Consider the following 26,715-nt stretch of genomic DNA (forward strand, 5'->3'; position numbering starts at 1 on the left):
CACCTAAGTCTATCGGCAACGGAGACGTTCGCGAAACACGAGGCCTCGCATATGGACCAATACATCCCGCCGAAAGTCTGGACCTGGAACAAGCCGAATGGCGGCGAGTTCGCTTCGATCAACCGGCCGATCGCAGGCCCCACGCATGAGAAGGAACTGCCGGTCGGCAAGCATCCGCTGCAGCTTTACTCGCTCGCCACGCCGAACGGCCAGAAGGTCACGATCATGCTGGAGGAATTGCTGGCGCGCGGCCACGAGGGCGCCGAATACGACGCCTGGCTGATCAAGATCGGCGACGGCGACCAGTTCGGCTCGGGCTTTGTGAAGGTCAACCCGAATTCGAAGATCCCGGCGCTGATGGACTATAGCGAGCCGAAGCCGGTGCGGGTCTTCGAATCCGGCTCGATCCTTACCTATCTGGCCGAAAAATTCGGCGAATTCCTGCCGACCGAGCGGGCGGCGCGCACCGAAACCTTTTCATGGCTGTTCTGGCAGATGGGGTCGGCCCCTTATCTCGGCGGCGGCTTCGGCCATTTCTACGCCTATGCGCCGGAGAAGATCGAATACGCCATCGACCGCTTCGCCATGGAGACCAAGCGGCAGATGGACGTGCTCGACCGCCGGCTGGCGGAAAGCGAATACCTCGCCGGGCCGGATTACACGATCGCCGACATGGCCGTGTGGCCCTGGTATGGCGGGCTCGCCAAGGGCCGCAGCTACAATGACGCCGCGCGGTTTCTGTCGGTGCATGAATACAAGCACGTACAGCGCTGGGCCGACGCCATCGACGCCCGGCCGGCGGTGAAGCGCGGCCGCATGGTCAATCGCATGTCCGGCGACCCGGCCTTCCAGCTGCGCGAGCGCCACGATGCCAGCGACTTCGAGACGAGGACGCAGGACAAGCTGCAAGCGGCGGAGTGATGAATTCCACCTCCCCATGTCGGGAGAGTCCGCTAAGCAGCGGGGCGAGGTGCGGGCGCCGTCTCGGACCTTCGGTCCGACCTCCCCACAAGGGGGAGGCAGGGCGTCGCGCTACCGCCCGAATGTATATGTCACACTGGCCTCGCCCAGCGCCTGGCTTTTCGCCGCGACAGATACCATCTCGGGTGATGGATTGTCCGGCGTCCGCAGCTTCGCCTCAGCCAGCGCGTAGAGCGTGACGACATAGTGGTGCTTGCCGCTGCCGGGCGGCGGGCACGGGCCGAAATAGCCGGCGCGACCGACGCCGCCCTCGCCCGACACCGTGCCCTTGGGCATGCGCTTGCCGCTCTTCGAGCCGGCGCCCTCGGCCAGGCCCTTGGCGCTCGCCGGGATGTTCCAGGCCAGCCAATGCCAAAAGCCCTTGCCGCCATTGGCGTCGGGATCGAACATGGTGAGCGCGTAGCTCTTGGTGCCGGCAGGCGGATCCTTCCAGGCGAGCGCGATGGAGACGCTCTTGCCGCCGCAGCCGGCATTGTCGCCGAGATATTTTGCATTCCATTTGTCGTTCGATACCGACGGGCTGGAGATCTCGAAGGCGGTTGCCTGGGTGGCGAACGCAGCCAGCGCGAGCACGGTGAAGCAAAGGCGCGAAATCATGGCACTCCTCCCCTTCTGGCCAAGGTGGCAGATACTATAGCTAATGTCCGACGGCATTCGCGCAACTTTGTGTGACGTGCCGGCGAATCGGCTGCCGCGCCGCGCGGCGATGCGGCCTTTTCACGAATTCTTTCAGCCGGAACATCGCCCGGAAAGCTCCGTTGGAAATCTGTGCAATCAAACGATGAAACGCCTTGGAGACTTCCAATGATGAAGAAAATTCTTGCAGCTTGCGTGCTCACCGCAGCGCTCGCGACGTCGGGCGCGATGGCGCAATCGACAGGCACAAGCGGCGGAGGCATGAACGGCACGGGCAGCGGCCCGGCGACCGGCGCCACGCCGAACCCGGCAACCCCAAGCACGACGGACACCACCACGACGAACTCCACCAAACAGTCGGGCGGCATGGAGGATCGCTGCAAGGACAGCGGCGCCAATGACACCGACAACAACACGCCCAGCGGCGCCATGACCTCCAATATGCAGAACTGCAACAAGTAGCGCCGCCCGACCACGTCGCTGGTGGCGCGGGAGTGCGCATGAAAAAAGCCCCGCCGGTGGAGGCCGTCGGGGCTTTTTCATTCGGACCATGGAGGTGGGACCCCACGGCCGGGTCGATCCAGGGGTGTTGGATCGGCCGCAACCCTAGCCGAGGAATCGGCCGCGCCGATAATCACGCCTGCGCACTATCAATCACGCCTGCGCGAGGCGCAGGTGATAGCCGGCTGTTGATTCCCCTCTCGAGGGGGAGATTACCCCCGCAACAACCTCGCCAGCCGCGGCACGCCCTCACCCACCGCGCGGTCATCGGCAAGCGTGAACGACATGCGCAGCGTGTTGCGGCCGGTGCCGTCGGCGTGGAAGGCGTTGCCGGGCACGAAGGCGACCCGCGCCTCCTTGACCGAACGCGCCAGCAGCTCGGTGGCATCCGTGCCTTCAGGCAACGTCAGCCAGACGAACATGCCGCCGTCCGGGCGGTTCCAGGAAACGCCTTGCGGCATGTTGGCCTCGAGCGCAGCGAGCAGCGCGTCGCGCCGCTTGCGGTAGGCGCCGATCAGCTTTTCCACCTGGGCGTCGAAGATGGTCTCGGCGACACGGTGCATCACCATCTGGTTGATCGAAGGGCTGTGCAGGTCGGAGGCCTGCTTCATCAGCACCAGTTTCTCCACCACGTGGCGCGGCGCGCAGACCCAGCCGACGCGCATGCCGGGCGAAAGAATCTTCGAGAAGGAGCCGCAATAGAGCGTGCGCGCCTTGTCGATGCCGCCGGAGCGGGCGCAGTCGAGCGCCAGGATCGGCGGCACGCCCTCGCCGTCATAGCGCAGCGCGCGATAGGCGGCATCCTCGATCACGGCGATGTCGAGCTCGCCGGCAAGGTCGAGAACCGCTTCGCGCTGCCTGGCGTCGAGCGTGTTGCCGGTCGGGTTGGCGAAATCCGGCACCAGATAGGCGAACTTCACCTTGCCGCCTTTCGAAAAAGCGGAAGGCTCGGCGGCGGCCGCACGGTAGGCCTCCGGCGTCATGTTGCCGCCGGCGGTGTTCAGCCGGTCATAGCGCGGCTCGTAGGCATTGAAGGCCTGCAGCGCGCCGAGATAGGTCGGCCAGGTCACAAGTGCGGTGTCGCCCGGCGACAGGAACAGCTTGCCGAGATAGTCGAGCGCCTGCTGCGAGCCCGAGGTGATGAAGATGTTGCCCTCGTCGCAATGGACGCCGAGCTTGCCCATGTAGACGGCCAGCCATTTGCGCAGCGGCAGGAACCCCTCGCTGACCTGGTACTGCAGCGCGGCACCGGCCTCGGCGCCGCCGAGCACGGCCTGGTAGGCATCGCCGATAGCCCGCGACGGAAACAGAGAAGGGTCGGGAATCCCACCGGCGAAGGAGATGATGTCCGGCTGGTCGAGCAGTTTCAACAGCTCGCGGATTTCGGAAGCCTTCATGCGCGAGGAGCGCGAGGCCAGAAGGTTCAACAGAGTCAAGGCGCACCTCCCGCGGGGCGTATTATTTAGGTCAACTTGGCTGACCTATTATCAGGCTTTTCCTGCAAGTTGAATAGCCCAGGCCGGGAGCGCGCGCAGGCCAATGAGCGTTCATAGCCTTCATCACCCATCGTTGCGGCACAGGCGGTGGTCCGGAGGGCACCGCCATCCCGATCGCCAGACTATTCAAGACTATTTAGCGGTCGCGCATGGAAACCAGTTGCGCCGATGCGCAAGCGTATGCAACCTCATTCCACAAGACGGGCCAGAAAGAGAATAGCGGTCCAAAAATGGGAGGGGTAATGACTCTCGAACTTATCGGGGCCGGATTCGGCCGTACCGGCACCTGGTCGACTTTCGCAGCGCTGAACCGGCTCGGCTTTCCGAGCTACCATATGCAGGAAGTCATCATCAACAAGGCCAACAAGGGCCATCTCGATTTCTGGCGCAAGGTGGCGAACAGCCCGCCCGGCAGCCAGCACGACTGGAACGCGGTCTTCGCCAACTACCGGGCGACCGTCGACAACCCCGGGTGCTGCGTGTGGCGCGAACTGATGGCCGCCTATCCGGAAGCCAAGGTGCTTCTGACGCTGCATCCGCGCGGCGCCGAGGCCTGGTACGACAGCACCATCGACACGATCTACTTCACCGAGAACGTCTGGCAGTTCAGGGTGCTGGAATGGCTGACGCCGTTCGGCCGCAAGTTCGGCGACATGTCGCGCAAGCTGGTCTGGGGCCGGACGCTGAAGGGCGTGATGAACGACCGCGACAAGGCGGTGGCGCGCTACAATTCCTATGTCGAGGAGGTGAAGGCGGCGGTGCCGCCGGAAAAGCTCTTGGTGTTCAAGGTCAGCGACGGCTGGGCGCCGCTCTGCGATTTCCTCGGCGTCGCGCTGCCCAACGAGCCCTTCCCCAACCTCAACGACCGCGCCAGCATCAAGAAGATCATCAACGGGATGATCATGGGATCGTATCTGATGCTCGCCGGCGTGGCGGCCGCGGTCGCGCTGGCGCTCGCCGGACTGTGGTGGTGGCTGGGGTAGTCGGTGGCCTGGATAGAGGCCACCAAATTGCCGTGGCACCGTTCCTGCGGCCGCGAGATCAAAACGGCAGGCGGATTTCGTCGGGCTGGTTCGACCGTTCCGGCCAGCCGATGTCCTTCTGGATCTCCTGCGGCAGCCGGTTCAATTCGCGCGTCGTCCGGCGGCGCTTGCTCGCCCGTGCAAAGGCGGCGCGGATGCGGTTAAGGCTCTTAAACATCGGGACCTCCACAAATCAGCGACGGAAAAACGGCGCCGCCTCTTCACCAGACGCCGCTTTTGCGATGCGTCTGTAACCGGTCGATTGCGCGCGAACGGTGAAATGCTTCACGAAGCCGAGCCGGCCTGAAACATATGCATGCAAACTAATTTCGTGGAGCTGGGCATATCGCAGCCGCTGAGCCTGCCGGGGCCGTGCGAGCTTAAATGCCGGACGCTTGGGGCAATCCGCCGAGGTTTTGATTCACCAGCGACCGGGAATGTGGGTCGGGCGTTATTCCGGCGCCTGGGAATCCGAAACGGGCACCGCGGCGGTCTGCACCGCAGGCCGGCCTTTGCGGACAAGTCCGACGCTCAGTCGCCCCGCGCCATCACTCTGCCCAGTGCCTGCGCGATCCCTGCACCGGTCGCCGTGTTGCGCTGAACCATCAGCGATATCGCCGCCTCCGAGGCCTTGTCGGGGTGGCCGGCGTCGAAAGGCGGCGCCGGATCGTACTCGATCGAAAGCTGGATGGCCTTGGCAGCATCCGGGCCAGCGATCTCGGCGATGATTGAGAAGGCGAAGTCGATGCCGGCGGTGACGCCCGCCGAGGTGAAGACATTGCCGTCGCGCACGATGCGGCCCTTTTCGTGCATCGCGCCGACCAGCGGCAGCAGGCCGGTGTAGGCCCAATGCGTGGTGGCGCGGCGCCCCTGCAGCAGTCCTGCGGCACCGAGCAGGAAGGCTCCGACGCATACCGACGTGACGTAGCGCGCATTGGCGGCCTGGCGGCGGATGAAGTCGACCGTCTCGGCATCGGCGAGCGCATCGACCACACCGGCGCCGCCGGGCACGCAGATCAGGTCGAGCAGCGGGCAGTCTTCGAAGGTGCGGTTCGGCATGAGCGCAAGCCCTCGATCGCTGGCTACCGGCGCCATCGTCTTTGCCGCGACATAGGTCGCCGCCTGCGGAAATTTGCTGGGCGACGACATCGAGGCGGGCGTGGCAAGCCGGCTCAAAACCTCGAATGGGCCTGTGAAATCGAGCTGGGTGATGCCGGGAAAGATCACGAAGCCGACGTTGAAACCCGACATGGCAAAATCCGACATGGCTGTCCCTCCGAAGCCATCGAGCGCAATCTACCTGTTCAGGCGATATTAGGCGAGCGACATGTAATCCTCAGCCGCTCACCTTCCCATCTCTGGCTACTTCCCTGCCCGCGCGATACACCGTCCGCTCCTTCGGCACCGCCACCACCGCTTCCGGTACATGCTCGGCCTTCAGCGCCACGAAATCGGCCTTGGCGCCGACGGCGATGCCGTAGCCTTCAAGCCCCAGCGCCTTGGCGCCGGCACGGCTCACCAAATCGTAGGCCGCTTCCAGCTCCCAATCCTCGTAGAAGCCGGAACGATAGCCGATCATGTTGGCGCGGTTGAGCATATCGCCATCGCCATAGGGCCACCAGGAATCGCGGATGTTGTCGGAGCCGGCGAAGACGGTGACGCCGGCCCTGCGCAGCGCCGCCACCGGCGGGAAAGGATGGTTGCCGGGCGCGTTGGTCATGAAGGAAACACCGGCGGCGGCGATCCTCTCGCCGGCTTTGGCCAATGCGTCGGCAGAAATGTCGCCCAGCGCATAGGCATGGCTGACGGCGACCTTTCCCTGCATGCTCAACGCCGTGGTTCGGGCGACTAGCTCCTCGATCTCGAACAGGCCAAGCGTGCCGCCGTCGTGTAGGTGGATGTCGACGCCGGCGCCGTGCTTTTCGGCGAGGCCGAAGACGACGTCGAGATGGCCCTTGACGTCGCGGTCGAAGCTCGCCGGATCGAGCCCGCCGATCAGGTCGCAGCCGAGCTTCAGCGCCTCGTCCAGCAGTTCCGCCGTGCCGGGCGAGGACAGGATGCCGCTCTGCGGGAAGGCGACGAGCTGGATGTCGATGAGGTCGCGGTATTTTTCCCGCACGCCGAGGATCGTCTCGACATGCTTCATCCCGACCGCGGCGTCGACCATGACGTGGCTGCGCATGGCGAGGCTGCCATTGCCGACGCAGAGCTCGAGCTGGTTTTTCGCGCGCTCCGCCATAGGCGCGGCCCGCTCCAGGTTGCGCATCTGAAAAGCGACGCGCTCGCGCACGTCAAAGCCGTCGGTGCAAGGAATGTGCGGCCGCCAGGCGTCGCCATAGAAGGAGGTGTCGAGGTGGATATGGCCCTCGACGAAGGCCGGCAGCACGAGCCGGCCGGCGAGGTCGACGGCGCCGGCCGGCGGCGTGGCCGCGTTGGCGGCCGGCGCGATGGCGTTGAAGCGGCCGCTGGCGACGATGAGATCGACGATCGTGCCGTCGGCAAGTTTGGCGTTGAGAAAATGAGTCTGGTTCACGATGCAATCCGTTGAAAAGAAAGCGTCACTCGTTGCCGGTCGAGCGGACGAGGTCAATGCGGCAAGGCGTAGAAAGTGTTTCGCCGGAGCTGCCGATCTCCCCCACAACGAGGAGATCACGCGCTCATCGGCCTGGCAAATCGACAACTTGCACGCCCGCCATATTCCGCTTTCGCGTAAGTTTCAGCGGGCGGCAAATATGCGATGGTAAAGTCTGCGGTACGAGGCCGCCGTGGTCGACGCGGACGCCCAAGCACATCCCCAACAATGCGCCCCCAACGGACGCGTCGACCATGAAACGGAAATGGCAAAACGGCGGCCTTGCCCAGGGTCGCCGTTTTCTCGATCGGCCGTTTCGATCAGCCCGGCCTCAATCAGCTTGGGCCTTGGCGTATTCGGCGACCAGGGGCTCATATTCCTCGAAGGATGGCAGCGCCGCGTAGCTGTGCACGGCCGGTGTGGCCGCCCAGGGCAATTTCTCGGCCGTCCAGGTCTCGATGAAGGGCGAGAACCAGGCATGGTCGTCGAGCATGGTCGGGCGCAGGTTGACGAACCAGTCGAGTCCTTCCGGGCGGGTGAACATCCAGGTCATGCAGTAGCCGCAGAAATAATGCTTTGAGGCGCCATGCAGCCCGCCCACCACCGGCTCGCCTTTCGTCACCTCGAAACCTTGCGAAGGGATCGCCGCGCTCAGCGAAAAGGCGCTGGACGACATCGACTGGCAGCCGGTGCAATGGCAGGCCATGGTGAGCAGGGGCTTTGCCGAGATTCTCAGGCGCACGCGGCCGCAGCGGCAGCCTCCTTCGGCGGGGAGAGCAAGGGCAGGCAAGGTGGGCTCCTTGGGTTGGGATTGCGGAACGAGGATTCAACGGCAAATGCTGGCGGGACAGCGCCCCCCTCTGTCCTGCCGGACATCTCCCCCACGAGGGGGGAGATTAGCAACTTCGGCGCCTTGCTTGTCCTGCAACGTCGGCTATTGGCGAAATCGTCGATGACAGCCAATCTCCCCCCTCGTGGGGGAGATGTCCGGCAGGACAGAGGGGGGCGCGAAGGAACGCGGCGTTCAGCCCTTGTCCGTCAGCTCCGCCGTCGTCTTCAGCCGCACGCCCTGTCCGGCAAAGGCCTGGTTGTGGCGGGCGATGATTTCGGGCGCTTTCTCCTTGTCGCTGTCCAGCGTCGAATGGGCGTCCGCAACAATGGTGACGGCGAGCCCCTCGGCAAAGGCGCCCTTCACGGTAGCGGCGACGCAGAAATCGGTCTGGGCGCCGATGAGCACGACGTCCTTCGCGCCCTGCCCCGCCACCCATTCGGCCAGTTCGGGGTTGGAAAAGGCGTTGCCGACGCGCTTGCCGAAGGTCGGCTCGTCGGCGGCCTGGCCGAGCAGCGGCCAGACCGGCCAGCCTGAGGCGCCCGGCGCCAGCGGATCGCCCTGCGGCCCGTCATGGCGCACGAACGCCACCTTGCGGCCGGAGCGGCGCGCCCAGTCGATCAGTTTTCGCGCGCGCTCGGCGATCGTGTCGGCATCGTGGATCGGCGGGTCGAAACGGCCGTCGAACATGCCGGTCTGCAGGTCGATGACGATGAGCGGCGCGGCGGCGGAGGGAGCGATGTCTGGCATGGCGGCGAAGATAGCGTGGGTGTGGGATGGGTCAAGGACAAGGTACAACCCGCGAGCGGCCGAGGAATGAAGTTAACAATCAAGAGTTGAAATGTGGATGAGATGCAACTATCGTTGCCGGGCAATGGGGGTGAAGATGATGGAACAATACACCGTATTCCTGATCGGGGCAGGCACACGTGGCGATGATGAGCAAGCCGTCTTTACGCTGCATGATGCGGGGACAAAATGCCAACTCATCTGCAGTTATCGGGACAAGGTTATCGAGGCTGAAGAGGATGACTACTTCGAAGCGCTCTTTCAGATTCGCCTACGCCTTGAATTGGATGGGCTGCTGCCTTTCTGCTACGGCGCCAGCGGGAGAGTCTACCCGGAAGGAACGGTGATCAAGATGAGCCGGGGACTAATCGCCTGCAAAGTGAAGATGGGGCAGCCGCCGAAAGAGACCGATCTGGTCAACATCTTTGCGGACGGCCACGATGTGGTGCCTGCCTTTCCACGAATGCAACAGGAATGCTGGGACGCCTGGCTCGCTTCATTGCCTTCCTGACGAGAAGCATCGATACGCCAACCCACGGGAACTTACGCATGACTGCCGCTGATCCTGATTGGCCTTTTGACGATCCGCCAAATGTGGCCGTCATTACGATTCATCAGATAATCAGGGGCGAGCACATTGTCGACTACGTTGCTCACGATGATGACGATGGGGCCTGGCAGTTCCTGAACCGGGCTGTCGATTTCAAGATGGCCGATGCCATGCTTGTCGGTCTATCTGAGATGGTGAAGATCGATAGCTCGCTCCGCGAACTCTGGGATCTTCCTTATGGCTGGTGCGCATGGCGCAATGGAGAAGGGCAGCCTTGGCAACGTGCAAGGAAAGGGCCAGAGGCAGAGTGATGGCTGGAGGCGACGGCCGCTGGCTTCGTCATCCTAGGGCGGAGCGACGCGCGCAGACCCGAGGATGACGATAACCGAAGGTCGGCACCTTTCCCTCCTCCCACGGCTACGACATCAGCGGCATAGGCCCCTTCAGCGCCTCGGCCAGCGCACCGCGATCGGGCGCGCCAGCCTGCCGGCCCGGGGGGCGGTGGGGCAGCCAGCAGCGCACCTGCGGCTTGAAGCCGGGGCTGTCGACCACCTCGACTGCCTCGCGCCATTGGCTGCCCGACAACGCGCCGGGCGTGACGACACCGATGCCGTGGCCGCGCGCCACCAGCGACATCCTGAGATCGGCGCCCTACGCCTCAACGCCGACATGGAAGGGCAGCCGCGCCACCTCGAAGCGGTGGCGGATGAAGGCGCGAAAACTGCAGCCGGTCTCGTTGAGCACCCAGGGGTAGCGCGCAAGATCGTTGGCGGCGCGATCGGCTCGCTGCTGGCCGGGGTTGCGTGGGCCTGGGGCGGCTGGAACGCGGTGTGAGTCGCCGGAGCCGTATTCGGATTCATCGCGCTGGCGGTCGACCTGGCGGGCGGCCCGGAGTGATCGCCCTCAGGCGTTCCTCGGATCGGTCAGGCATTGCGGGATCGAGCGGTTGGCGGCGATCAGCCTGCCGCGCACTTCGGAAGTGCCGGCGCAGATTTTGCCAGCAGGCGCCGATGCCCTTCATTTCGCTGCCGAGCCCGCCGTCGGCGCTGCCAGCATGGTCACGACCTTGACGCCGCAGGCGAGATTGCGGTCGGGATCGGTGACGTCGACCTCCGACTTGAAGCCGCAATGGTATCTCGGCTCGTCGGCCAGCGACAATTGCAGCAGGCCGATCGTTGAGGCGGCGGCGGGACCGCTTTGCCTCAGCCAATCCCAGCTGTCACGACATAGGCGCCGGCGCTGCGCCCATCGGGCAGGCGTGTGATGGCCGTCACGATCGAGCCGTAGGCGCCGCGCCAGACGCTGTGGAAGCCTTGATGCGTCACGGCCGGCACGACGACACGGCCGCTGTAACGACCGCCTTCCGCTTGCATGAGAACCGGCTCGCCATTGACATGGACCGCGACGGCGGCCGGCTCGTCCGCGCCGACTTCCAGTTCGATCGCGATCTCGTCCGTGTCGCCGGAGCGCGTCGTCAGTGCGGTCAGCGCCAGCGCCGGCAGCGCATCGCCAACGCGACGCGCCTGGCCCCTGCCCTCGAACACATCGTCGGCCAACGCCGGCGTGCGCGGCGGCGCGGTGCGGCGCCGCGTGGCGCGCTCGTAGCCGCCGGCAATGGTCAGCAGTGCCACATCCTCATAAGCCTTGCCGGCGAAGGTCAGGCCGACCGGCATGCCGATGTCGGCCATGATGCCCATCGGCACCGTCACCGTCGGGATGCCGAGGTGGCGCCAGACGAGATTGCCGTTGGCGACCCAGGTGCCGTTGCGCCAGGCAAGCCGGGCGGAGGCTTCGTTGACGTCGGCATCGGCCGGGCCGACATCGGCGACCGCCGGCAGCACCACCGCGTCGAGGCGGTTGGCGTCGAGCCAGTCCTCGAAGTCGATGCGGCGCGTTGCCTCCAGGCCCTCGAGCCCCGCCGCGATGCCGGGAATATCGTCGAGCGGCGCCACACCCAGCCTGGCCCTCTCGACATAATGCGCCAGGTCGAAATCGGCATCGCCGTAACGGTCGGGCAGCGTGCCCGGTGGCTGCGGGAAGATTTTGGCGCCGTCGACCGAAGCGAGGTCGGGGATCTTCGGATCGCCATTGGCGCGCAGGAAATCGTCCCACGACCAGATGGAAAGGTCCCAGATCTCGCGGTCGGCAAAATCCTCTGGCACCAGGCCGCGATCGACCATCGATAGCGCGCCAGGACGGTCGCGCTCGTAGTTGGAAACGACGGGGAAATCGACCTCGACCACTTCGGCGCCGAGCGCCTCGAGATCGCGCGCCGCCTGCCGCCAAAGCTCCAGCACGCTGGCGCGTGTCTCGATCGGGCGATCGCCGCCTTCGTCCTTGCCGATGTATATTTTCGGCACGCCGAGGCGTTTTCCCTCGAGCGCGCCTTGCAGCGCAAGCGCTGTGTAGCGCGCCGGCCTCAGCGCCGACGCTTTCGGAATCTCCACCCAGGGCTGGACGCGCCAGAAATCGCCGCGCGTCTCGCCGTCGTCGGCGACGATGACGTCGAGCAGTTCCAGCATGTCGGCAACGGTCCGCGCATGCGGCACCACCACATCCATGGTCGGCACCAAAGGCCAGTTGCCGCGCGCCGAGATCACGCCGCGCGACGGCGTGTAGGCGACCAGCGCGTTGTTGGAGGCCGGCGCGCGGCCCGACGACCAGGTCTCCTCGCCGAGCCCGAAGGCGGCGAAGGAGGCGGCGGTCGCCGTGCCCGAGCCGTTCGACGAGCCGGAGGCGAAGGCGGCGGTGAGAAAATCCTTGTTGTACGGACTCTCGGCGCGGCCGTAGACGCCGCGCTGCATGCCGCCATTGGCCATCGGCGGCATGTTGGTGAGGCCGATCAGCACCGCGCCCGCGGCGCGCAGCCGGGCGATGGTAAAGGCATCCTCGTTTGCGGTCAGATGCTCGAAGGCCGGCGAGCCGGCCGCGGCCGTCAGGCCCTTCGCCTTGTAGCTGTCCTTGGCGGTGTAAGGGATGCCGTCGAGCGGCCCGCGCGTCCTGCCCTCGCGGCGGCGGCGATCCGATGCCGCCGCTTCCTCGAACATGTTCGGGTTGAGGATGGGCACGGCGTTGAGCGCAATGCCGTGGCGGTCGTAATGCGCAATGCGCCGCAGATACGCGCCGACCAGTTCAACGCTGGTGAGGATTCCATCCTCCAGCGCGCGGCGCAGGTCGGCGATCGAGGCTTCGACTATATTCATGGGCTGGGCGAATTCCTGGTCAATCTTTCCGCCTTCCGTGGCTTGAAACGCGAAAGCCGTGTTCCGTCACACCTCCTCTGCCCTGCCGGGCATCTCCCCCGCAAGGGGGAGATCGGCTGGCGCCGTCGCTTTTGGCCAATCGCCAGCGTCAGGAATGGCGCCAGGGCCGAGACTGCCGGTTTCCGGCCAATCTCACAATATTCGCGGTGGCACCCGCAATGTCTTCACACGGGCGAGCGCCTAGCGTGCGAGCAGAAAGCCGAATTCCACAAGAATAGAAAGGCCGGCGCGGTTGAAAGAACCCGGCCCAGTTGACAGGAAACCTCTGTATGACATTATCCAGTGGGATTTTGAGGAGAGACTTGGCATGAAGAAGATCTACGAGAAGCCCACCTTCGTCCGCAAAGGAAAGCTTTCAGCAATCGTCAGTACGATCTCTGTTATCATCGTACCACCTCCGGGCTGATCGGCGCCGGCCTGGCGCGCGAGATCGTTGTTGTCTTGAGACGTTCGCCCCCGGCGTTGCTGGGAAAGTGACTTTGTCTGCATCGCCGGCCGATACGTTTCGCTCCCACTTCCGACCGGCGCGGTCATCGCCCTGTTGGGCGGCGATTTGACCAGTAGAACGCCGTCCCCGGAGCAGAGCGGGCCACTTGCTTGACAGAAACCGCTCATATGGGATTATCCGTCAGGGATCGCTGAGGGTGCAATCACATGAAGAAGACTTACGAGAAGCCGGTTTTCATTCGCAAAGGCAAGCTTTCGATGGTTGTGGCAAGTCCTTCGCTTGCCAACGGCGCCGCATGAACTGTTCGTGCCTTGCCGGCACGAATCGATGGGGGAACTAGTATGAAAAAGACTTACGAGAAGCCGGTTTTCATTCGCAAAGGCAAGCTTTCAGCGGTCGTTGCGACCGCTTCGTTGGTGGTCAACGGCAACGTCCTCACCTGAGCGTGAGCGCCAAATCCGCCCGGCAGCCTTAAAGCGGATTCAGGCGACGCGCTTTTAAGCCTTTGTTTTGATGCATGTCGTTGTCCCAGAACCGCTGCGCACTTCTGGGCGACATGCCTTGCGGCGCCATCGGCCGCCAGCAAACAGCCGAGGGCTTGCTTGACAGAAGACGCCGTATGAGATCATCTCCCACACCGTTCAGGGGAGCCTTGCCATGAAGAAGACCTATGAGAAGCCGACGCTGGCAAAGAAGGGCCGGCTCTCTACCGTCACCGCGGTCGCTGCCTCCGTCGCCGTCTGATCCGTAGTCGGCAGGCGTGACGTCTGTGCGCGAAGCCCGGCGGCTGTAAGGCCGCTGGTGGCCGGTACGGTTCCGGCGACGTCAAGGCGCAATCACCAGATCATCCAGCACGGCCTGCCAGTTGTGCCTGGTGGAGATGCGCACGCGCGTCACCGCCTTCAGCATCGGCGCGTAGTGGACCGGCGCCAGTGCCGACAGCACGATCTGGTCGCTGGCGATGCGTTCTTCCCCCAGCCAGCTTTCGATCAGCGCCATCTCGCCTTCGGCATTGAGCCAGGCCGCCGTCAGCATCACCGAATGGAAGCCGAAGGGCGTGGCGCGGCCGAACTCGGCCGGATGGCCGCTGCTGGTATAGGCGATATAGGCGCCCGACACGTTGCCGTTGACATAGCCCTCGCTGTTGGCGGTGTGGTCGTGCGACATGGCGTTGAGATTGCGCCAGTCGAGCCCGGCATGGCCCGACGGCACCTTGCACAGGCCGCGCGGGGTTATGTCGTCGAAGCCGATGGCGGTGAGCGTCGCATCCGACTCGAGCGCGCCAGGCGCCAACAGGCCGAGATCGGCCGGATAGGCCGACAGGTCGAGCCTTCGGTCGAGGCCTGAGCCGGCGATGACGATCGCGTCGGCGTCGACGCCCACCGGGAAGCGGAAGGCAGCGTCGCCAGGCAGCGCCCGGCTTTCGAGCAATCGGCCCTTGCCCATGACCGACAGCGTGGCCCCCGTCGCCGCCGGCGTCCTGCCGCCGACCGTCCGCCCCGGCGCCAGGCCGACCGGTTTCGGCAGGCTCTCGCCGGCAAGGCCAACCATCGAGCCCGGCGCTTCCGAGAGGCGCACCGCCTGGTCCTGGTTGGCGCTGCTGGCGCGCCAGCCGGGCGGCACCGAGACCGAGAAACGATAGATCCCGGGCCGCTGGATCGCCGCGCTGCGGCGCTTCGACGACATCGGGAAATTGGCGAAGCCGGCGGCGTTGCTGCGCGCCGCGGCGAGGAAGGCGCCGCGCTCGTCATGGAGCCGCACCACGATGCCCGCCATCGGCCGGTCGGCGACGCCATAGCTGCCGTCGCCATCGACATCCATGTAGATGAAGGACGAGAAGTTGAGCTTGGCGGATGTCGGGCCCCATTCGGCGCGCGGCGCGTAGTCGCCCGCCGGATCGGGATTGCCGCGCGCCTTGCGGCGCTCCCGGCGCCGGCGCAGCGCAACCGCGATGAGGGCGATGGCGCCGGCAAGGACGAGGGCCGAGACGAGGATGACGAGGAGGCTGTCAGCCATGGCGGGGATGTGAAGGCCGGAGACATGCGTTCAAGATGGGCATGAGATTACAATTCCCCTCCAATTTCCTAGCAGACTAGCGTGGGACATTGATGCTGCAAGTCGTTGGCTGTGGAAGGCCATCTCGCATTGATATGCCGGCGTTCCTTCGCGCCCCCCTCTGCCCTGCCGGGCATCTCCCCCACTTGGGGGGAGATCAGAAGCTGCGCTGCTTTCGCCAATCTCCAACGTCGCAGAAACGGGCAAGGCGCTGAGGCTGGGGAGATGTCCGGTCCACACCTCCGCAGCTGCTGTGGAGGACGGGCAGGACAGAGGGGGGCGCGAAGGATCGCCAGCGAGCGCGAACTTCAGCGAAAACTCAGGTCGCCAACTCCACCCAGACCGGCGCATGGTCGCTGGGATTGTCCCCGCCGCGCACCTCACGGTCGATGCCCGCCGCTTTCAGCTTCCGAGCCAGCTTCTTCGACAGCAGGATATGGTCGAGCCTGAGGCCTGCGTCGCGCGGCCAGCGGTTCCTGCGGTAGTCCCAGAAGGTGTAGAGCCTGTCCTCTTTAGGAAAGACTTTTCGCAGCGCGTCGGTCCAGCCCTGCTCGATCAGCGCGGCGAAGGCGGCGCGGCTCTCAGGCTGGACCAGCGCGTTGTCGTCATAGGAGCGGGTCTGGTAGATGTCGCGCGGCTCGGGCACGATGTTGAAGTCGCCGGCCAGCGCCACCGGCAGGCCGGTGTCGAGCAATTGCCCGGCATGCGCCGCGAAGCGGTCGTGCCAGGCAAGCTTGTAGTCGAATTTCGGCCCCGGCTGCGGGTTGCCGTTCGGCGCGTAGAGGCAGGCAATGACGACGCCGTCGACGGCCGCCTCGATGTAGCGCGCCTGGTGGTCGGCATCGTCGCCGGGCAGCGCGTCCCTGGTCAGCACCGGCTCGGCGCCCCGCGCCAGGATGGCGACGCCGTTCCAGGTCGACTCGCCCTTCGATACCGCGCCATAGCCAGCCTTGGCGAGCCTGGTCAGCGGAAACTGCGTGTCGCGGGATTTCAGTTCCTGCAGGCAGACGACATCGGGTTTGGCCTTGGCGAGCCAGGCAAGCAGGTTTTCCAGCCGGCCGTTGATGTTGTTGATGTTGAAGGTGGCGAGTTTCATTCGAGGATGCCGCCGCCTCGCGCTTCGCCATCCTCGGGCTTGACCGGCTTGACCCGAGGATCCATGCCGTGACGCATGCCGAGGAATGCGGCGGAGAAGAATTCTGCACCGTCGCAGCGCTCTGAGGTAACGGCATGGATCCTAGGGTCTGCGCGCGTCGCTTCGCTCCTTGCTCCGCCCTAGGATGACGACGCCGATGGCGGTGCCACCCACGCCATGATCGTCTCGGCCACCGTCTTCAGGTGATCCCCCGTCGAAAAGCCCGAGATCGCCTTGCGCGGCTTCAAATCGTGGTCGCCGTCCTCCAGCCAGATCACCTCGATGGCGTCGGACAATCCGTAGGTCGCGACCTCTTCCCTGGTGCCGAACTCGTCGCGCGTGCCCTGGAAGATCAGCGTCGGCGTCTTCAGGTCGATGAGATGCTTTGTCCTCAGCTGCTCGGGCTTGCCGGGCGGATGGAACGGATAGCCGAGGCAGACCAGGCCGGCGATCTCGCCCTTGGCGAACATCTCGTCGGCGACCATCGAGGCGACGCGTCCGCCCATCGACTTGCCGCCGATGATGAGCTTGCCGGTCACGCCCTTGGCGCGCAGATCGGCGATCGCCTTCACACATTCGGGGTTCACCGTCTCGGCGCGCGGCGGCGGCTTGCGGTGGCCGTAGCGGCGGGCGGCCATGTAGTGGAACTCGAAGCGCGCGACGCGGAAGCCGGCCGTGGCGAGCGCCTTGGCGGTGGCCGCCATCGAGGCGGAGTCCATCGGCGCGCCGGCGCCGTGGGCGAGCAGGATGGTGACCGGGGCGGTGTCGGGGCCGTCGAAGAGGAAATAGGTCATGGGGCGGTGTCTCGCGCGATACCGACGCTGCTGATCTCCCCCCTTGTGGGGGAGATGCCCGGCAGGGCAGAGGGGGGCGCGAAGGAATGCCGGCTTTCGGTTAAATCTCTCCGGGACGAGGCGGTCAGAAATGTGTCGATCCGTCGGCGGGACAGCGCCCCCCTCTGTCCTACCGGACATCTCCCCCACAAGGGGGGAGATTGCCTGTCATCTCGGCCTTCGCTGATCATCGTTACCCAGCCGTGCGCGCCATGTGCAGGTCGACGAACTGTATTCCCTTCTGCGCGGTCCGCGCCCATTCGGACTCGCCGTCCAACTCCAGATACCGCACCCACAGCCGGCGCGCCTCACTCAGATTGCCGGCGTCGAATTCCAGCCGCGCGAGGTTGAACACCGGGTCGGCATAAGTCTTGTCGAGCGCGATCGCCTTCTGCAGATGGCGCCTTGCGGACGCCACCTTGCCCTCGTCGCTCATCAGCCCGGCAAGGTTGAACCAGGCCTCGACGAAGCCCGGATCGAGTTTTATCGCGCGCGCATAGTCATGCGCCGCCTCCGCGACGCGGCCGGCGCCGCGCAGGCAGTTGGCGCGGTTGAAGGCGGCGATGGCATCCCTGGCGTCGATCGCCATGCAGCGCTGGTAAAGGGCCGCCGCATCGTCGTGGCGCCCCTCCTCTTCCGCTTCTTCCGCCTCGGCGAACAATTCCTCCAGCGTGTCGTCTGCCGACATGCCCGAGCCGAGGTCGAACAGCAACTGGCCGTCGAGCTCGCTCCTGCCGTCGTCGAGATAGATCGCATCCGGGCGGCCGTGCTGCGAGCCGAGGTTGAGCGACTTGGCGGTGAGCGAAGCGACCGGACCGGAGCGGTGCACCGAGCGCGCGATCGCGCCCCAGGAGGCGCCGCTGGCGATCAGCCCGGCATATTTGCGGGCGAGGATCAGGTCGCGGAAGGAATAGGGCTCGCCGTCATGCTCGAAGGCGTCGAACAGCGACAGCATGTCGAGGTCCTCGCCGGCGAGCCGCGACTGATCGATCAGCGACTGCCTGGACAGCGACGAGGCGTCGGGCGCCTTCAGCAGGCCGAGCAGTCGCAGAAAACCGTTCTCGCTGACGAGCGTGCGGCCGGCCTCGCGCTCGGTTTTCACGCGACGCTCGATCTCGGCATCGCCGGTCCTGCCCGTCCCCGCCTTGGCGAGAAGTGCGCGGCCGAACACGACATGCGTGGTGCGGCGGGTGACGCCGCGCCTCAACTCGGCATGGCGTCGTTCCACCTCGCGCGCAGCGAGGCGCAGCGGAAAGGCGGCCAGGGCGCCGACGACGCCGAACACGGCGCCGGGAACGATCGCTGGCCCTGCGTTTCCCGTCACTTCTTGCTCTTGCCGACGGCCTTCAACAGGTTCGCCTTCAGCGGGTTCTCAGGCGCGCCGCCGGCGGCCGCCTTCTTGGCGGGCTTGGCGGCCGGCGCTTCCTCGGCCTTGCTCTTCGATTTTGCCGGCGGCTTGGCCTGCTGCGACAGGCTGGCCTTCAGCGCATCCATCAGGTTGATGACGTTGCCGCGCTCGGGCGCCGCCGCGATGATCGGCTTGTGACCCTTCAGCTTCTCGCGGATCATCGCCATCAGCGCCACCTCGTAGCGATCCTCGTAATTCTTCGGATCGAAGTGGGTTTGCTTCTGCTTGATCAGCGCCTCGGCCAGCTGCAGCATTTCGGGATCCGGCTTGGCATCCGGGATGTTGCCGAAATATTCAGCCGTGCCGCGCACTTCGTTGGGATTCCTCAAGGTGCAGACGAACATGCCGTTCTCGCGCGCGCCGATCGTCACCACGCGCTCGCGGCTGGACAGCACCAGGCGCGCGATGGCGAGCTTGCCGGACTTGCGCATCGCCTCGCGCAGCACCGCGAAGGTTTCCTCGGCCATGGCGCCGTCGGGGGCGAGGTAATAGGGCGAATCCTGGTAGATGACGTCGACTTCGCCCTCGTCGACGAAGGCCTCGATGCTCATCGTGTGGTTGGATTCGATGCGCACCGCATCAAGGTCGGCATCATCGATGATGATGTACTGCTTGTCCTCGTATTCATAGCCGCGGACCAGATCCGAGCGCTCGACCAGGCCGAGCTCGGGATCGACCGGCTTCATGTTGATGCGGTTGTGGGTCTTCTTGTGCAGCTGGTTGAACGAGATGCGTTCGCTCGCGCTGGTGGCCGGATAAAGCCGGACCGGACAGCTGACGAGGCTGAGCTTGAGGTAACCTTTCCAACTTGCCCTGGGCGCCATGATGAACTCCTACGCGGCCATGCACTGACATTTAGCTCGAGCATGATCTTTCTCCAAAAACCGGTTTCCAGTTTTTGGGATCATGCTCTCTGCAGCGCTTCATCCGAAGGACGGTTGGCGCTGTGGAAATCCTACACCGACCTTTGATCGTAGCGGTAAAACCCTAGCGAAGTGTTTTCGGGCGGAGTTGCGGCGGAGGATAGTTCAAATTGTAGCGAGCGTCGATGGAGAGGAATTGAAACGCCGGCAGGACAGAGGGGGGCGCGAAGGAAGTCGACGCTCCTCGCTAACTTGGCTAACTTGCCTTTTCAAACGCCGGCAAATCCCTTGCCGCCTCGTCGATCTCCGCCCAGGGATCGCCCGATGTCTCCAGCAATCCCGGCAGCGAGGCGTAGTTCAGATCCTCCGGCGCGTCGATCGTTTCCAGGTCGGTCCAGCTCACCGGGGTCGAGGCCGGCAAGTTGGTGCGGGCGCGCAGCGAATAGGGGGCGGCGGAGGTGTGGCCGCGGGCGTTGCGGTGGAAGTCGATGAAGATGCGCTTCTTGCGGTTTTCCTTGCCCATGGTCGTGGTGAAGGTGTCGGGCGCGCTTGCCGCCAGCAAGGTCGAAATAGCGCTCGAGGCCTGGTGCAGCTTCTTCCAGTTCTGCTTGCGCGTCACCGGTACGGTGATGTGGATGCCCTTGCCGCCGGAGGTTTTCGCGAAAGGCACCAGGCCAAGGCTTTCCAGTCCGGCCTTGATGTGGACGGCCGCCTCCACCACCTCGCGCCATGAAATCCCCTCGCCCGGGTCGAGGTCGAAGACGATCTGGTCGGGCTTGTCGAGTTTGGTGCGATGCGTGCCCCAGGTGTGGAACTCCACCACGCCGAACTGCGCCAGCGCCAAATAGCCCTTGGCGTCCTCGACCGACAGATAGGTTTTTGTCTCGCCTTCCGAATTGATGCTCTCGAACACGGCCACCGAAGGCGGCATGCCGGTGAAGGCGTGGCGCTGGAAGAAGCAGTCCTGCGGCTTGCCGGTCGGGCAGCGCACCAGCGACACCGGGCGGCCGATGATGTGCGGCAGCATGAAATCGCCGACCAGCGCGTAATAGACGGCGATGTCGAGCTTGGTCGGGCCGGTCTTGCCGAAAATGCGGCGCTCCGGATTGGTGACCCAGATGGTGGCGAGATCGGATTCGGCGATCAGCCGCTTGCGCTTGACCGGAACCGGCGTGGTGAGGCCGCCGACATCGCGCAGGCCGCGAAAGACGCCATGGCGCAAGGCATTGTCGGCGGTGCGGTTGGAATAGTGGATGCGGGCCGACAGCAGCGGCTTCACCCAATGCATTTCGCGCATCACCTCGCGCGGCACGCCTTCGGGTGGGGTGGCGCCCGATGTCAGCCGCTCCAGCCGGGCCAGCAGGTCGGTCGCCATCTCACGGTCGAAGCCGGTGCCGACCTTGCCGCGATAGTGCAATTCACCATTCTCGAATTCGGCCATGCCGAGTGCGGCCAGCCCTTCCGCCCGGTCGGAGACGGTGTAGCCGGCGATGACGAAATCGCCCTTCTGCAGCGCCTTGACCTTGGTCCAGCTCTTGGTGCGGCCGCTCTGGTAGATGGCGTCGGCGCGCTTGGAGACGACGCCTTCGAGACCCAGTTCCGTCGCCTGCTCGTAGAGCCCGCGCCCATCGCCCTCGACATGGTCGCTGTACTGGATGGCGGAATTGGCGGCCTGGCCGGCGAGCAGCTCGGCAAGCAGCGCCTTGCGCTTTTGCAGCGGCGCCTTGCGCAGATCCCAGCCGTCGAGGTGGAGAAGGTCGAAGGCGTAGAAATGCAGTTTCGACCCCGCGCCCTCGGCCAGCGCATCCTGCAGCAGCGCGAAGCGCGAGATGCCCTTGTCGTCGAGCACCATGATCTCGCCGTCGATGATCGCCTGGCTGACCGGCAGGCGCGCGAAAGCCTGGGGAAGATCGCCGTAGCGTTTCGTCCAGTCAATGCCGCCGCGGGTGATCAGCCGCACCTCGCCGTCCACCACATGCGCCATGGTGCGGTAGCCGTCGAATTTTATCTCGTGCAGCCATCGTTCGCGCGTGTTCTCCGCCGGCCCCTCGCCGCCCGGCGGCTTCGGCACCTGGGTGGCGAGTTGCGGCTCGATGCGGGTCGGCGGGTCGGCCTTGACGGCGCCGGGCAGCGCGCCGGGCTTCAGCGAACCGGGCCTGGGCGGCAGGCGCTCGCGCTTCTTCGGCGGCGCCGCCAGTTCCTCGATGCGGCGGCCCGACTTCACGCTTTCCGGCCGCGCCTCAAGGATGTCGAGCTCGGTGTCGGAGGCGAGGTCGCGCTCCTTGAAGAGCAGCCAGTTCTTTTTGTTCTCGTCCTCGCCGGGCTTCGGCTTCAGCCGCGTCAGCATCCAGCCGCCATTGAGTTTTTGCCCGGCCAGGCGGAACTTGAAGGCGCCGGTCCTGAGGCTTTTTTCGACATCCTCCATCGGCGCCCAGGTGCCGGTGTCCCAGACGATCATCGGCCCGCCGCCATATTCGCCTTCGGGGATGACGCCTTCGAAGTCGATATATTCGATCGGATGGTCCTCGGTCTCGACGGCGAGGCGCTTGTCGGCCGGGTTGAGCGATGGTCCGCGCGGCACGGCCCAACTTTTCAAGACGCCGCCTACCTCGAGGCGCAGGTCGTAGTGATCGGCTGTGGCGTGATGTTTGTGCACGACGAAGCGGTTGCCTACACCTACTTCCGGCCCGCCGGGCGGTTCCGGCGTGCGGGAGAATTCGCGCTTGGCGCGGTAGGGGGTGAGTTTGGAGGGCATGACTAGGTGGGGGCAGCCAAGGGCAAACGCCGAGTTCCTTCGCGCCCCCCTCTGTCCTGCCGGACATCTCCCCCACTTGGGGGGAGATCAGACGTCACGTATGCTTTCGCCAATCTCCTACGTGGCAGGAAGTGTGCCGCGAACGAAGCTGCCAATCTCCCCCCTTGTGGGGGAGATGTCCGGCAGGACAGAGGGGGGCGCTGTCCCGCCAGCCTTGCCATCGTCATACGCAAGCGCTCAATCGTCAGTGGCCGGCGTTAGTTCGAGCTCCGCCGGCGTCAGCCCTTGCCTGAGCTGGCTCAGCCGGAACTCGTCGACCCAGTAGGCCTCGCCGTCGACCAACACGCGGGCGCTGTAGGAGCCGCCGGAGAAGCGCTGCGCGGTGACATAGACCTTGTGGCGCTCAAGCGCGGTCTTCACCGCGGCGCGGCGGGACTTTTCTCTGGCGACGGGACTGGCCATGGCTTCACTCGAACACGCCGCCGCTGAAGATGCGGCTGGCCGTAAGCATGGCGGAGAGCGGAATATGAGTCAATTTCTGCCGGGCCCGGGCTTGTCCGCTCAGCGCGGCGCCCGCAGCCGCCGCCAGCGCTGCATGACTTCCTGCGCGACCTTGAACAGGCGCGGGTTGTCGCGCACGAAGGCCACCCCTTTGCCGCGGTATTTGATGGCCCCGCTCGCGGCCACGCCCTTCAGCGTGATGCCGTAGCAAAGTTCGGACAGCACCGACTTCACCGCGCCCATATGTTCCTTGTAGCTCTGGTTGCCGACCGACAGGTCGAAATAGTCGAACCCCTGTCCGCGCCCCCATCTGATCAGCTCGCCCATGATGCAAAGCCCCGGCGAGACGTTGGGCACCGCGCCCTGGTCGATCGCGACCAGAAGCGCGTGCAAGGTGCCCAGATGGACCGCCAGGTACTGGACCGCGACCATGGCGTCCCCGGCACGCAGGCCGAAGATCCGCACCGAACCGTCGGTCAGGCCGCGATGCGCGGCGTCGCGGTAGAAATCGACGACCCGCGGCTGCGCCAGCAGGTCGAACCGGCCGAGCTCGCGAAAACGGCTGAGCCGCATCTCGATCAGCCTGCCAAAGATGGAATCCACGAGGGCCGGCGTATCGGCTTCCACCAGGGCCAGGCCGCCATTGCGGTCGAGCCGGCGCAGGTCCTTGTTGAGCGCCTTGACGAAAGACGGGCGGCAGATGCGCTTGACGACGGTTTCAGCATCGCCGTCCATGGCGATACCATAGTGGGAGTGGATGGAATCTCGCGCCGGTGAAAGCAGCGCCAGCGGGTTGGCGACACCGCCGACCTCCTTCGGGATGCCGACGATGTGGATGCGGTCGGCCGGCGGCAGCACGCAAAGCACCGCCGCCCACGCGGCCTCGGCGGATTGCCTGGTCCAGGAGGTCGTGTCGGCGAGCAACGGCGCGGAATAGTCGCACACCCCGCAGCTCAGCCACTCGATCACCCAATGCTGGAACGCGCGGCGCCGCATCAGCGGCAAAAGCATGACCGGTTCGCCCGTCGCGGCGTCCCTCACCTCGACGATCGCAAGTTCGGCCCTTGGGGGCACGAGCCGTTCGACGATCCCTTCGGCCCAGGCGAAATGCTGGTGGCCGGTGCACACGCCCGTTGTCTCGAGGCGCAGCCAGAGCGGCTTGACCGCTTCGAGGCTGGTGTGCAGCCGCGCCTCGTAAGCGCCGCTGGCGGCGCCGGCGGCGCCGGCGGCGCTTGGCGGCGCGGCCTCGTCTTCGGCCAAGCCGGTCGTCACTGCGGCCATCGGCATTGCCTGGCTTGCCACATCGTTCTCCTATCGTCTGTGCACAGCGAGCGTGGCCGCGCGGCGCCAGGCGCCGAACACGCTGAGACGCTGCTCGTTCGGGTGCTCGAGATTCCACATTCGGTGGGCCGCGAAATACCATGAAGCCGCCAGCACGAAGGTCTCGGAGACCGCGGCGCCCGCAAGCGACCAGGTCGACGGCGCGATGGCCAAAAGGATCCCGATCGCCGTCAGCCCGACGATCGCGCCGGCCATGGTGATGAAGGCGACGATGCGGAAATCGCCGAGGACCTCGAGGACGATGCGCGGCATGACATAGGCCATGATCGGCACGTAGTTGGCGATGGCGAAAAGCCCGATCAGCCCGACCGAGGCATGCTGCAGGGCCTGGGATTTGATCATCGGCAGGATGAACAGGATGCCGCCGCCATAGGCCAGGCTGCCAACCGCCATGACGACGGCCCAGATCTTGGCCTGCGCCCACACGCGCTCGAATTGCATTTGGCGCGCCAGCTTCGCGAGCTCGGGCTGCGTCATGTTCGAAAAAGCAAGGCTGATGATGCGCAACGGCGCAAACATCACCTGCACCGCCGCCAGCGGCGCGTAAGCCGCGGGTCCGGCGATGCCCGCGACCAGCAACGCCAGGCATTGTCCCTGGATGTTGGTGGTGGTGGCGCTGAATCCCGACCACCAGAGCTGCGGCCAGAGTTTTGCATAGCGCCGCCAGGTCGGCGCGCGGAAGGAGACGCGCAGCATGCGGCGCGCCAGCCTCGCCAGCACGGCGATGCCGACGACATTGGCCGCGGCAAGCGCATAGAAGGTGACCTGCAGCGCGTCCGCGAAGAACCAGATCGCCAGCCCCGCGAGGACGATGCCCGCGATGGTGAAGACGGCGTCGCTGATCGAGACGACGAGTTGCATGCGGCGCGCGAAGAAGGCGGTGCGCATATGGCTGCGCAGCGACCAGGCGCCGACGAAGCAGGCTGCGCCGATGCCGCTCGGATCGCCCAGGAGGCGCATCAACAGCCCCGTGCCCAGCCCCATCAGCAGCGCCACGACCAGCGCCGCCGATCCGAAGGTCACGTCATGGGCGTCGACGCCGGCGCTGTTGGTGCTCTTGCTCATCCAAATGGTCGCGGGCACGGCGGTGAGCGAGCGGATGTAGGACAGGCCGACGCCGCCCATCACCATGGCCAGCGCGAAGAGGCCGTAACCTTCCGCCGACAGAAGATGCAGCAGCGCGATGTTGAGGGCGAAGTGAAAACCGCTCTGCATCGCCTCGCCGCCGATCATCAGCATCAGGCGCCGCACCAGATGGCCGGGGAACACGAACTTCACGGGCTCGTCTCCGCCTGACGGGCGACACGCGCCCGCCCGTGCCGCGCCGTTACCGCCTTCAGCTTGTCGGCCACGATCGCCACGATCGCGGCGGCGGCGATATGTTCGCTGAAGACCGCCTCGTAGCGCGCCCGGCCGGCGGCGGCAAAGCCGCGCCACAGATCCGGCCGCAGGACGATCTCGCCGAGCTTGCCGGCAAGGGCGGCGGCATTGCCCGGCGGCACCTGCCAGCCGGTCTCGCCGTCGGCCACCACTTCCACCAGGCCGCCGATCGCCGACACCAGCGGCGGCCGGCCCCAGCCCATCGCCTCGATGGCGACGCGGCCGAGCGATTCCGGTCGCCGCGACGGCACCGCGACGATGTCGGCCCAGCTGTAGTGGTCGGCGGGATCGGAGACGAAAGGCAGCACCTCGACATGCCCGGTCAGCCCCATGCGCGCGACCAGTTCGGCCAATGCCTGCTCGCGCTCGACGCTTTCGAAGGCGCCGCCGACGAGGCGGACCTCGACGCGATCGCGCAACGCGACGGGGAGCGACGCGACGGCGTCGAGCAGCACCTCCTGCCCCTTGATGCGGTTGACGCGGCCAAGCAGCAGGACCTTGAGCGGGCGGCTGCCGTCATAGGTCGTCGGCAGGGCGGCGACCGGGCCGGCAACGCCGTTATAGACGACATGCGTGCGCCGGCCCCCGGCATCGACGGACGGCGGATCGCCGAAGGTGGCGCGCGTGGCGCGCGAGTTGAAGATCAGATCGGCCTTGCTCCATCGCATCAACGCGACGAGCACCTTGCGCAGGATGCCTTCGGGAATCTCGTGGATGTGCAGCAGCGCCTTGCGCGGCAGAAGCCGCGCGGCCAGCGCATAGTCGGCGATGATCGAGGTGTTGATATAGGTCAGGTCATTGTCGCGCATGCGCCGAAAGGCCCGCCACAGCGCCGCCGGCAGCCGCGCCATCTCGACGGTGGCGAGCTTGAGCATCGCCTGGCGCCTCAGCACCCAGAGCGGTTCGAAGACGATGCGGCTGGCGTGCGGCTTGAGGATATCGACGATAGGCCCCTCGCGCGGCAGCACGACCTCGATCTCGGCGGAGGGAAACGCGGCGCGCAGCGCAGCCACGCTCTCCGCGAAGCTGCGGTCAGAGCCATAGAGCTCGTAGCCCTGATGAACGCAGGCAATGCGCATTGCTATCTATCCACCCTGCACCCCGAAGTCCGCCGCTCGGCACCGGACCCGTCAAGCGCGGAAGAAACTTCATGCCAAATCGGCACGCCGCTCTACCCAGCGGTGGCCCCAGCAGGCCAGGGAGCAAGGATCATGCCGGGTCTTTGAATGCCCGGCCCCGACCCCCGGGAACCCCAGCCGTGCCCCGTATCGGTACACATACGTCGTGAAAGTTGACCGATAATGAAGCAAACCACGCGTTCTGAAGAGAAATTTTACAACTTCATGAGATTGTTCGC

The 26,715-nt window shown here is 65.5% G+C and carries 28 protein-coding genes; 8 read left to right on the plus strand and 20 right to left on the minus strand.

Features of this window, described 5'->3' with window-relative positions; all coding sequences use genetic code 11:
• Positions 1-51: 51 nt before the first annotated feature.
• The gene (gene yghU, locus F3H96_RS20930) at positions 52-921 is read left to right on the plus strand and encodes a glutathione-dependent disulfide-bond oxidoreductase (RefSeq protein ID WP_149803621.1); all 870 of its coding nucleotides are present in this window, start codon (positions 52-54) and stop codon (positions 919-921) included.
• Positions 922-1,032: 111 nt separating this feature from the next.
• On the opposite strand, the gene F3H96_RS20935 is transcribed toward yghU, so the two are convergent.
• Entirely contained in the window at positions 1,033-1,578 is a 546-nt protein-coding gene (locus F3H96_RS20935; protein WP_188131473.1) for a YbhB/YbcL family Raf kinase inhibitor-like protein, read from the minus strand.
• A 207-nt stretch (positions 1,579-1,785) separates the two neighbouring features.
• Between F3H96_RS20935 and F3H96_RS20940 the strand changes: the two genes are divergently transcribed.
• Complete coding sequence (locus F3H96_RS20940; RefSeq protein WP_149803623.1) at positions 1,786-2,079, plus strand: hypothetical protein; 294 nt, start codon at positions 1,786-1,788, stop codon at positions 2,077-2,079.
• A 251-nt stretch (positions 2,080-2,330) separates the two neighbouring features.
• Here F3H96_RS20940 and F3H96_RS20945 read toward each other — a convergent pair whose 3' ends face one another.
• Complete coding sequence (locus tag F3H96_RS20945; protein WP_188131483.1) at positions 2,331-3,515, minus strand: PLP-dependent aminotransferase family protein; 1,185 nt, start codon at positions 3,513-3,515, stop codon at positions 2,331-2,333.
• 341 nt (positions 3,516-3,856) lie between these two features.
• Between F3H96_RS20945 and F3H96_RS20950 the strand changes: the two genes are divergently transcribed.
• Positions 3,857-4,597: a sulfotransferase family protein gene (locus tag F3H96_RS20950; protein ID WP_149803625.1), complete on the plus strand. Its 741-nt coding sequence runs from the start codon at positions 3,857-3,859 to the stop codon at positions 4,595-4,597.
• A gap of 58 nt (positions 4,598-4,655) precedes the next feature.
• On the opposite strand, the gene F3H96_RS30625 is transcribed toward F3H96_RS20950, so the two are convergent.
• The 5 genes from F3H96_RS30625 to F3H96_RS20975 all read right to left on the minus strand — a co-directional run bounded on the left by F3H96_RS30625 (position 4,656) and on the right by F3H96_RS20975 (position 8,787).
• Positions 4,656-4,814 carry a hypothetical protein gene (locus F3H96_RS30625; protein ID WP_188131474.1) on the minus strand — a complete coding sequence of 53 codons (159 nt, stop codon included), beginning with the start codon at positions 4,812-4,814 and terminating at the stop codon, positions 4,656-4,658.
• 353 nt (positions 4,815-5,167) lie between these two features.
• Positions 5,168-5,902 (minus strand): DJ-1/PfpI family protein, encoded by a 735-nt coding sequence (locus F3H96_RS20955; protein ID WP_244620084.1) that lies wholly within the window; start codon positions 5,900-5,902, stop codon positions 5,168-5,170.
• Between the two features lie 70 nt (positions 5,903-5,972).
• On the minus strand, positions 5,973-7,169 hold the full coding sequence (locus F3H96_RS20960) for an amidohydrolase family protein (RefSeq protein WP_149803626.1): 1,197 nt from the start codon (positions 7,167-7,169) through the stop codon (positions 5,973-5,975).
• A 370-nt stretch (positions 7,170-7,539) separates the two neighbouring features.
• Complete coding sequence (locus F3H96_RS20965) at positions 7,540-7,998, minus strand: GFA family protein (protein WP_149803627.1); 459 nt, start codon at positions 7,996-7,998, stop codon at positions 7,540-7,542.
• Between the two features lie 234 nt (positions 7,999-8,232).
• Positions 8,233-8,787: an isochorismatase family protein gene (locus F3H96_RS20975; protein WP_149803628.1), complete on the minus strand. Its 555-nt coding sequence runs from the start codon at positions 8,785-8,787 to the stop codon at positions 8,233-8,235.
• A 139-nt stretch (positions 8,788-8,926) separates the two neighbouring features.
• Here F3H96_RS20975 and F3H96_RS20980 point away from each other — a divergent pair, with 139 nt between their 5' ends.
• Together F3H96_RS20980 and F3H96_RS20985 are read left to right on the plus strand one after the other, a co-directional pair.
• Entirely contained in the window at positions 8,927-9,337 is a 411-nt protein-coding gene (locus F3H96_RS20980; RefSeq protein WP_244620085.1) for a hypothetical protein, read from the plus strand.
• Between the two features lie 38 nt (positions 9,338-9,375).
• Complete coding sequence (locus tag F3H96_RS20985) at positions 9,376-9,687, plus strand: hypothetical protein (RefSeq protein ID WP_149803630.1); 312 nt, start codon at positions 9,376-9,378, stop codon at positions 9,685-9,687.
• 106 nt (positions 9,688-9,793) lie between these two features.
• On the opposite strand, the gene F3H96_RS30630 is transcribed toward F3H96_RS20985, so the two are convergent.
• On the minus strand, positions 9,794-10,003 hold the full coding sequence (locus tag F3H96_RS30630; RefSeq protein WP_188131475.1) for a hypothetical protein: 210 nt from the start codon (positions 10,001-10,003) through the stop codon (positions 9,794-9,796).
• On the opposite strand from F3H96_RS30630, the gene F3H96_RS30635 reads away from it, so the two are divergent.
• On the plus strand, positions 9,989-10,210 hold the full coding sequence (locus tag F3H96_RS30635; protein WP_188131487.1) for a hypothetical protein: 222 nt from the start codon (positions 9,989-9,991) through the stop codon (positions 10,208-10,210). The genes F3H96_RS30630 and F3H96_RS30635 overlap by 15 nt on opposite strands.
• A gap of 183 nt (positions 10,211-10,393) precedes the next feature.
• Here F3H96_RS30635 and F3H96_RS30640 read toward each other — a convergent pair whose 3' ends face one another.
• Together F3H96_RS30640 and F3H96_RS20995 are read right to left on the minus strand one after the other, a co-directional pair.
• A complete protein-coding gene (locus F3H96_RS30640; RefSeq protein WP_188131476.1) occupies positions 10,394-10,534 on the minus strand; it encodes a hypothetical protein in 141 nt (46 codons plus the stop codon).
• A gap of 44 nt (positions 10,535-10,578) precedes the next feature.
• Positions 10,579-12,579, minus strand: a complete 2,001-nt coding sequence (locus tag F3H96_RS20995; protein WP_149803631.1) for an amidase — start codon at positions 12,577-12,579, stop codon at positions 10,579-10,581.
• 367 nt (positions 12,580-12,946) lie between these two features.
• Here F3H96_RS20995 and F3H96_RS21000 point away from each other — a divergent pair, with 367 nt between their 5' ends.
• Positions 12,947-13,045, plus strand: a complete 99-nt coding sequence (locus tag F3H96_RS21000) for a putative RiPP precursor (RefSeq protein ID WP_149803632.1) — start codon at positions 12,947-12,949, stop codon at positions 13,043-13,045.
• Positions 13,046-13,428: 383 nt separating this feature from the next.
• A complete protein-coding gene (locus tag F3H96_RS21010) occupies positions 13,429-13,530 on the plus strand; it encodes a putative RiPP precursor (protein WP_149803634.1) in 102 nt (33 codons plus the stop codon).
• Positions 13,531-13,912: 382 nt separating this feature from the next.
• On the opposite strand, the gene F3H96_RS21020 is transcribed toward F3H96_RS21010, so the two are convergent.
• From F3H96_RS21020 to F3H96_RS21070, 10 genes are all read right to left on the minus strand, one after another.
• Positions 13,913-15,103 carry a hypothetical protein gene (locus F3H96_RS21020; protein WP_149803635.1) on the minus strand — a complete coding sequence of 397 codons (1,191 nt, stop codon included), beginning with the start codon at positions 15,101-15,103 and terminating at the stop codon, positions 13,913-13,915.
• 358 nt (positions 15,104-15,461) lie between these two features.
• Positions 15,462-16,238, minus strand: a complete 777-nt coding sequence (gene xth, locus F3H96_RS21025; RefSeq protein ID WP_149803636.1) for an exodeoxyribonuclease III — start codon at positions 16,236-16,238, stop codon at positions 15,462-15,464.
• A 179-nt stretch (positions 16,239-16,417) separates the two neighbouring features.
• On the minus strand, positions 16,418-17,071 hold the full coding sequence (locus F3H96_RS21030) for an alpha/beta family hydrolase (protein ID WP_149803637.1): 654 nt from the start codon (positions 17,069-17,071) through the stop codon (positions 16,418-16,420).
• 232 nt (positions 17,072-17,303) lie between these two features.
• Positions 17,304-18,434 carry a tetratricopeptide repeat protein gene (locus F3H96_RS21035; RefSeq protein WP_188131477.1) on the minus strand — a complete coding sequence of 377 codons (1,131 nt, stop codon included), beginning with the start codon at positions 18,432-18,434 and terminating at the stop codon, positions 17,304-17,306.
• Positions 18,431-19,342 carry a Ku protein gene (locus F3H96_RS21040; protein ID WP_149803638.1) on the minus strand — a complete coding sequence of 304 codons (912 nt, stop codon included), beginning with the start codon at positions 19,340-19,342 and terminating at the stop codon, positions 18,431-18,433. The genes F3H96_RS21035 and F3H96_RS21040 overlap by 4 nt, the downstream gene beginning before the upstream one ends.
• Before the next feature lie 295 nt (positions 19,343-19,637).
• Entirely contained in the window at positions 19,638-22,136 is a 2,499-nt protein-coding gene (gene ligD, locus F3H96_RS21045) for a DNA ligase D (protein ID WP_149803639.1), read from the minus strand.
• Positions 22,137-22,373: 237 nt separating this feature from the next.
• Complete coding sequence (locus F3H96_RS21055; RefSeq protein WP_149803640.1) at positions 22,374-22,598, minus strand: hypothetical protein; 225 nt, start codon at positions 22,596-22,598, stop codon at positions 22,374-22,376.
• A gap of 99 nt (positions 22,599-22,697) precedes the next feature.
• Positions 22,698-23,939, minus strand: coding sequence for a GNAT family N-acetyltransferase (locus F3H96_RS21060; RefSeq protein WP_149803641.1), 1,242 nt, complete (start codon positions 23,937-23,939; stop codon positions 22,698-22,700).
• A gap of 9 nt (positions 23,940-23,948) precedes the next feature.
• Entirely contained in the window at positions 23,949-25,256 is a 1,308-nt protein-coding gene (locus F3H96_RS21065; protein ID WP_149803643.1) for a hypothetical protein, read from the minus strand.
• Entirely contained in the window at positions 25,253-26,437 is a 1,185-nt protein-coding gene (locus tag F3H96_RS21070) for a glycosyltransferase (protein WP_149803644.1), read from the minus strand. The genes F3H96_RS21065 and F3H96_RS21070 overlap by 4 nt, the downstream gene beginning before the upstream one ends.
• Between the last annotated feature and the right edge of the window lie 278 nt (positions 26,438-26,715).

Origin of the sequence: Mesorhizobium sp. NFR06 (assembly GCF_900115245.1) — a bacterium.
GTDB lineage: Bacteria > Pseudomonadota > Alphaproteobacteria > Rhizobiales > Rhizobiaceae > Mesorhizobium.

What these genes read in the sequence shown, in the direction of transcription:
- F3H96_RS20995 (WP_149803631.1), bottom strand. Translation starts at nt 12,579, where the DNA reads ATGAATATAGTCGAAGCCTCGATCGCCGACCTGCGCCGCGCGCTGGAG.
- F3H96_RS20975 (WP_149803628.1), bottom strand. Translation starts at nt 8,787, where the DNA reads ATGCCAGACATCGCTCCCTCCGCCGCCGCGCCGCTCATCGTCATCGAC.
- xth (WP_149803636.1), bottom strand. Translation starts at nt 16,238, where the DNA reads ATGAAACTCGCCACCTTCAACATCAACAACATCAACGGCCGGCTGGAA.
- F3H96_RS20980 (WP_244620085.1), top strand. Translation starts at nt 8,927, where the DNA reads ATGGAACAATACACCGTATTCCTGATCGGGGCAGGCACACGTGGCGAT.
- F3H96_RS21040 (WP_149803638.1), bottom strand. Translation starts at nt 19,342, where the DNA reads ATGGCGCCCAGGGCAAGTTGGAAAGGTTACCTCAAGCTCAGCCTCGTC.
- F3H96_RS21055 (WP_149803640.1), bottom strand. Translation starts at nt 22,598, where the DNA reads ATGGCCAGTCCCGTCGCCAGAGAAAAGTCCCGCCGCGCCGCGGTGAAG.
- ligD (WP_149803639.1), bottom strand. Translation starts at nt 22,136, where the DNA reads ATGCCCTCCAAACTCACCCCCTACCGCGCCAAGCGCGAATTCTCCCGC.
- F3H96_RS20955 (WP_244620084.1), bottom strand. Translation starts at nt 5,902, where the DNA reads ATGTCGGATTTTGCCATGTCGGGTTTCAACGTCGGCTTCGTGATCTTT.
- F3H96_RS21020 (WP_149803635.1), bottom strand. Translation starts at nt 15,103, where the DNA reads ATGGCTGACAGCCTCCTCGTCATCCTCGTCTCGGCCCTCGTCCTTGCC.
- yghU (WP_149803621.1), top strand. Translation starts at nt 52, where the DNA reads ATGGACCAATACATCCCGCCGAAAGTCTGGACCTGGAACAAGCCGAAT.
- F3H96_RS20985 (WP_149803630.1), top strand. Translation starts at nt 9,376, where the DNA reads ATGACTGCCGCTGATCCTGATTGGCCTTTTGACGATCCGCCAAATGTG.
- F3H96_RS20940 (WP_149803623.1), top strand. Translation starts at nt 1,786, where the DNA reads ATGATGAAGAAAATTCTTGCAGCTTGCGTGCTCACCGCAGCGCTCGCG.
- F3H96_RS20935 (WP_188131473.1), bottom strand. Translation starts at nt 1,578, where the DNA reads ATGATTTCGCGCCTTTGCTTCACCGTGCTCGCGCTGGCTGCGTTCGCC.
- F3H96_RS20945 (WP_188131483.1), bottom strand. Translation starts at nt 3,515, where the DNA reads ATGAAGGCTTCCGAAATCCGCGAGCTGTTGAAACTGCTCGACCAGCCG.
- F3H96_RS21030 (WP_149803637.1), bottom strand. Translation starts at nt 17,071, where the DNA reads ATGACCTATTTCCTCTTCGACGGCCCCGACACCGCCCCGGTCACCATC.
- F3H96_RS21070 (WP_149803644.1), bottom strand. Translation starts at nt 26,437, where the DNA reads ATGCGCATTGCCTGCGTTCATCAGGGCTACGAGCTCTATGGCTCTGAC.
- F3H96_RS21000 (WP_149803632.1), top strand. Translation starts at nt 12,947, where the DNA reads ATGAAGAAGATCTACGAGAAGCCCACCTTCGTCCGCAAAGGAAAGCTT.
- F3H96_RS21010 (WP_149803634.1), top strand. Translation starts at nt 13,429, where the DNA reads ATGAAAAAGACTTACGAGAAGCCGGTTTTCATTCGCAAAGGCAAGCTT.
- F3H96_RS30625 (WP_188131474.1), bottom strand. Translation starts at nt 4,814, where the DNA reads ATGTTTAAGAGCCTTAACCGCATCCGCGCCGCCTTTGCACGGGCGAGC.
- F3H96_RS20950 (WP_149803625.1), top strand. Translation starts at nt 3,857, where the DNA reads ATGACTCTCGAACTTATCGGGGCCGGATTCGGCCGTACCGGCACCTGG.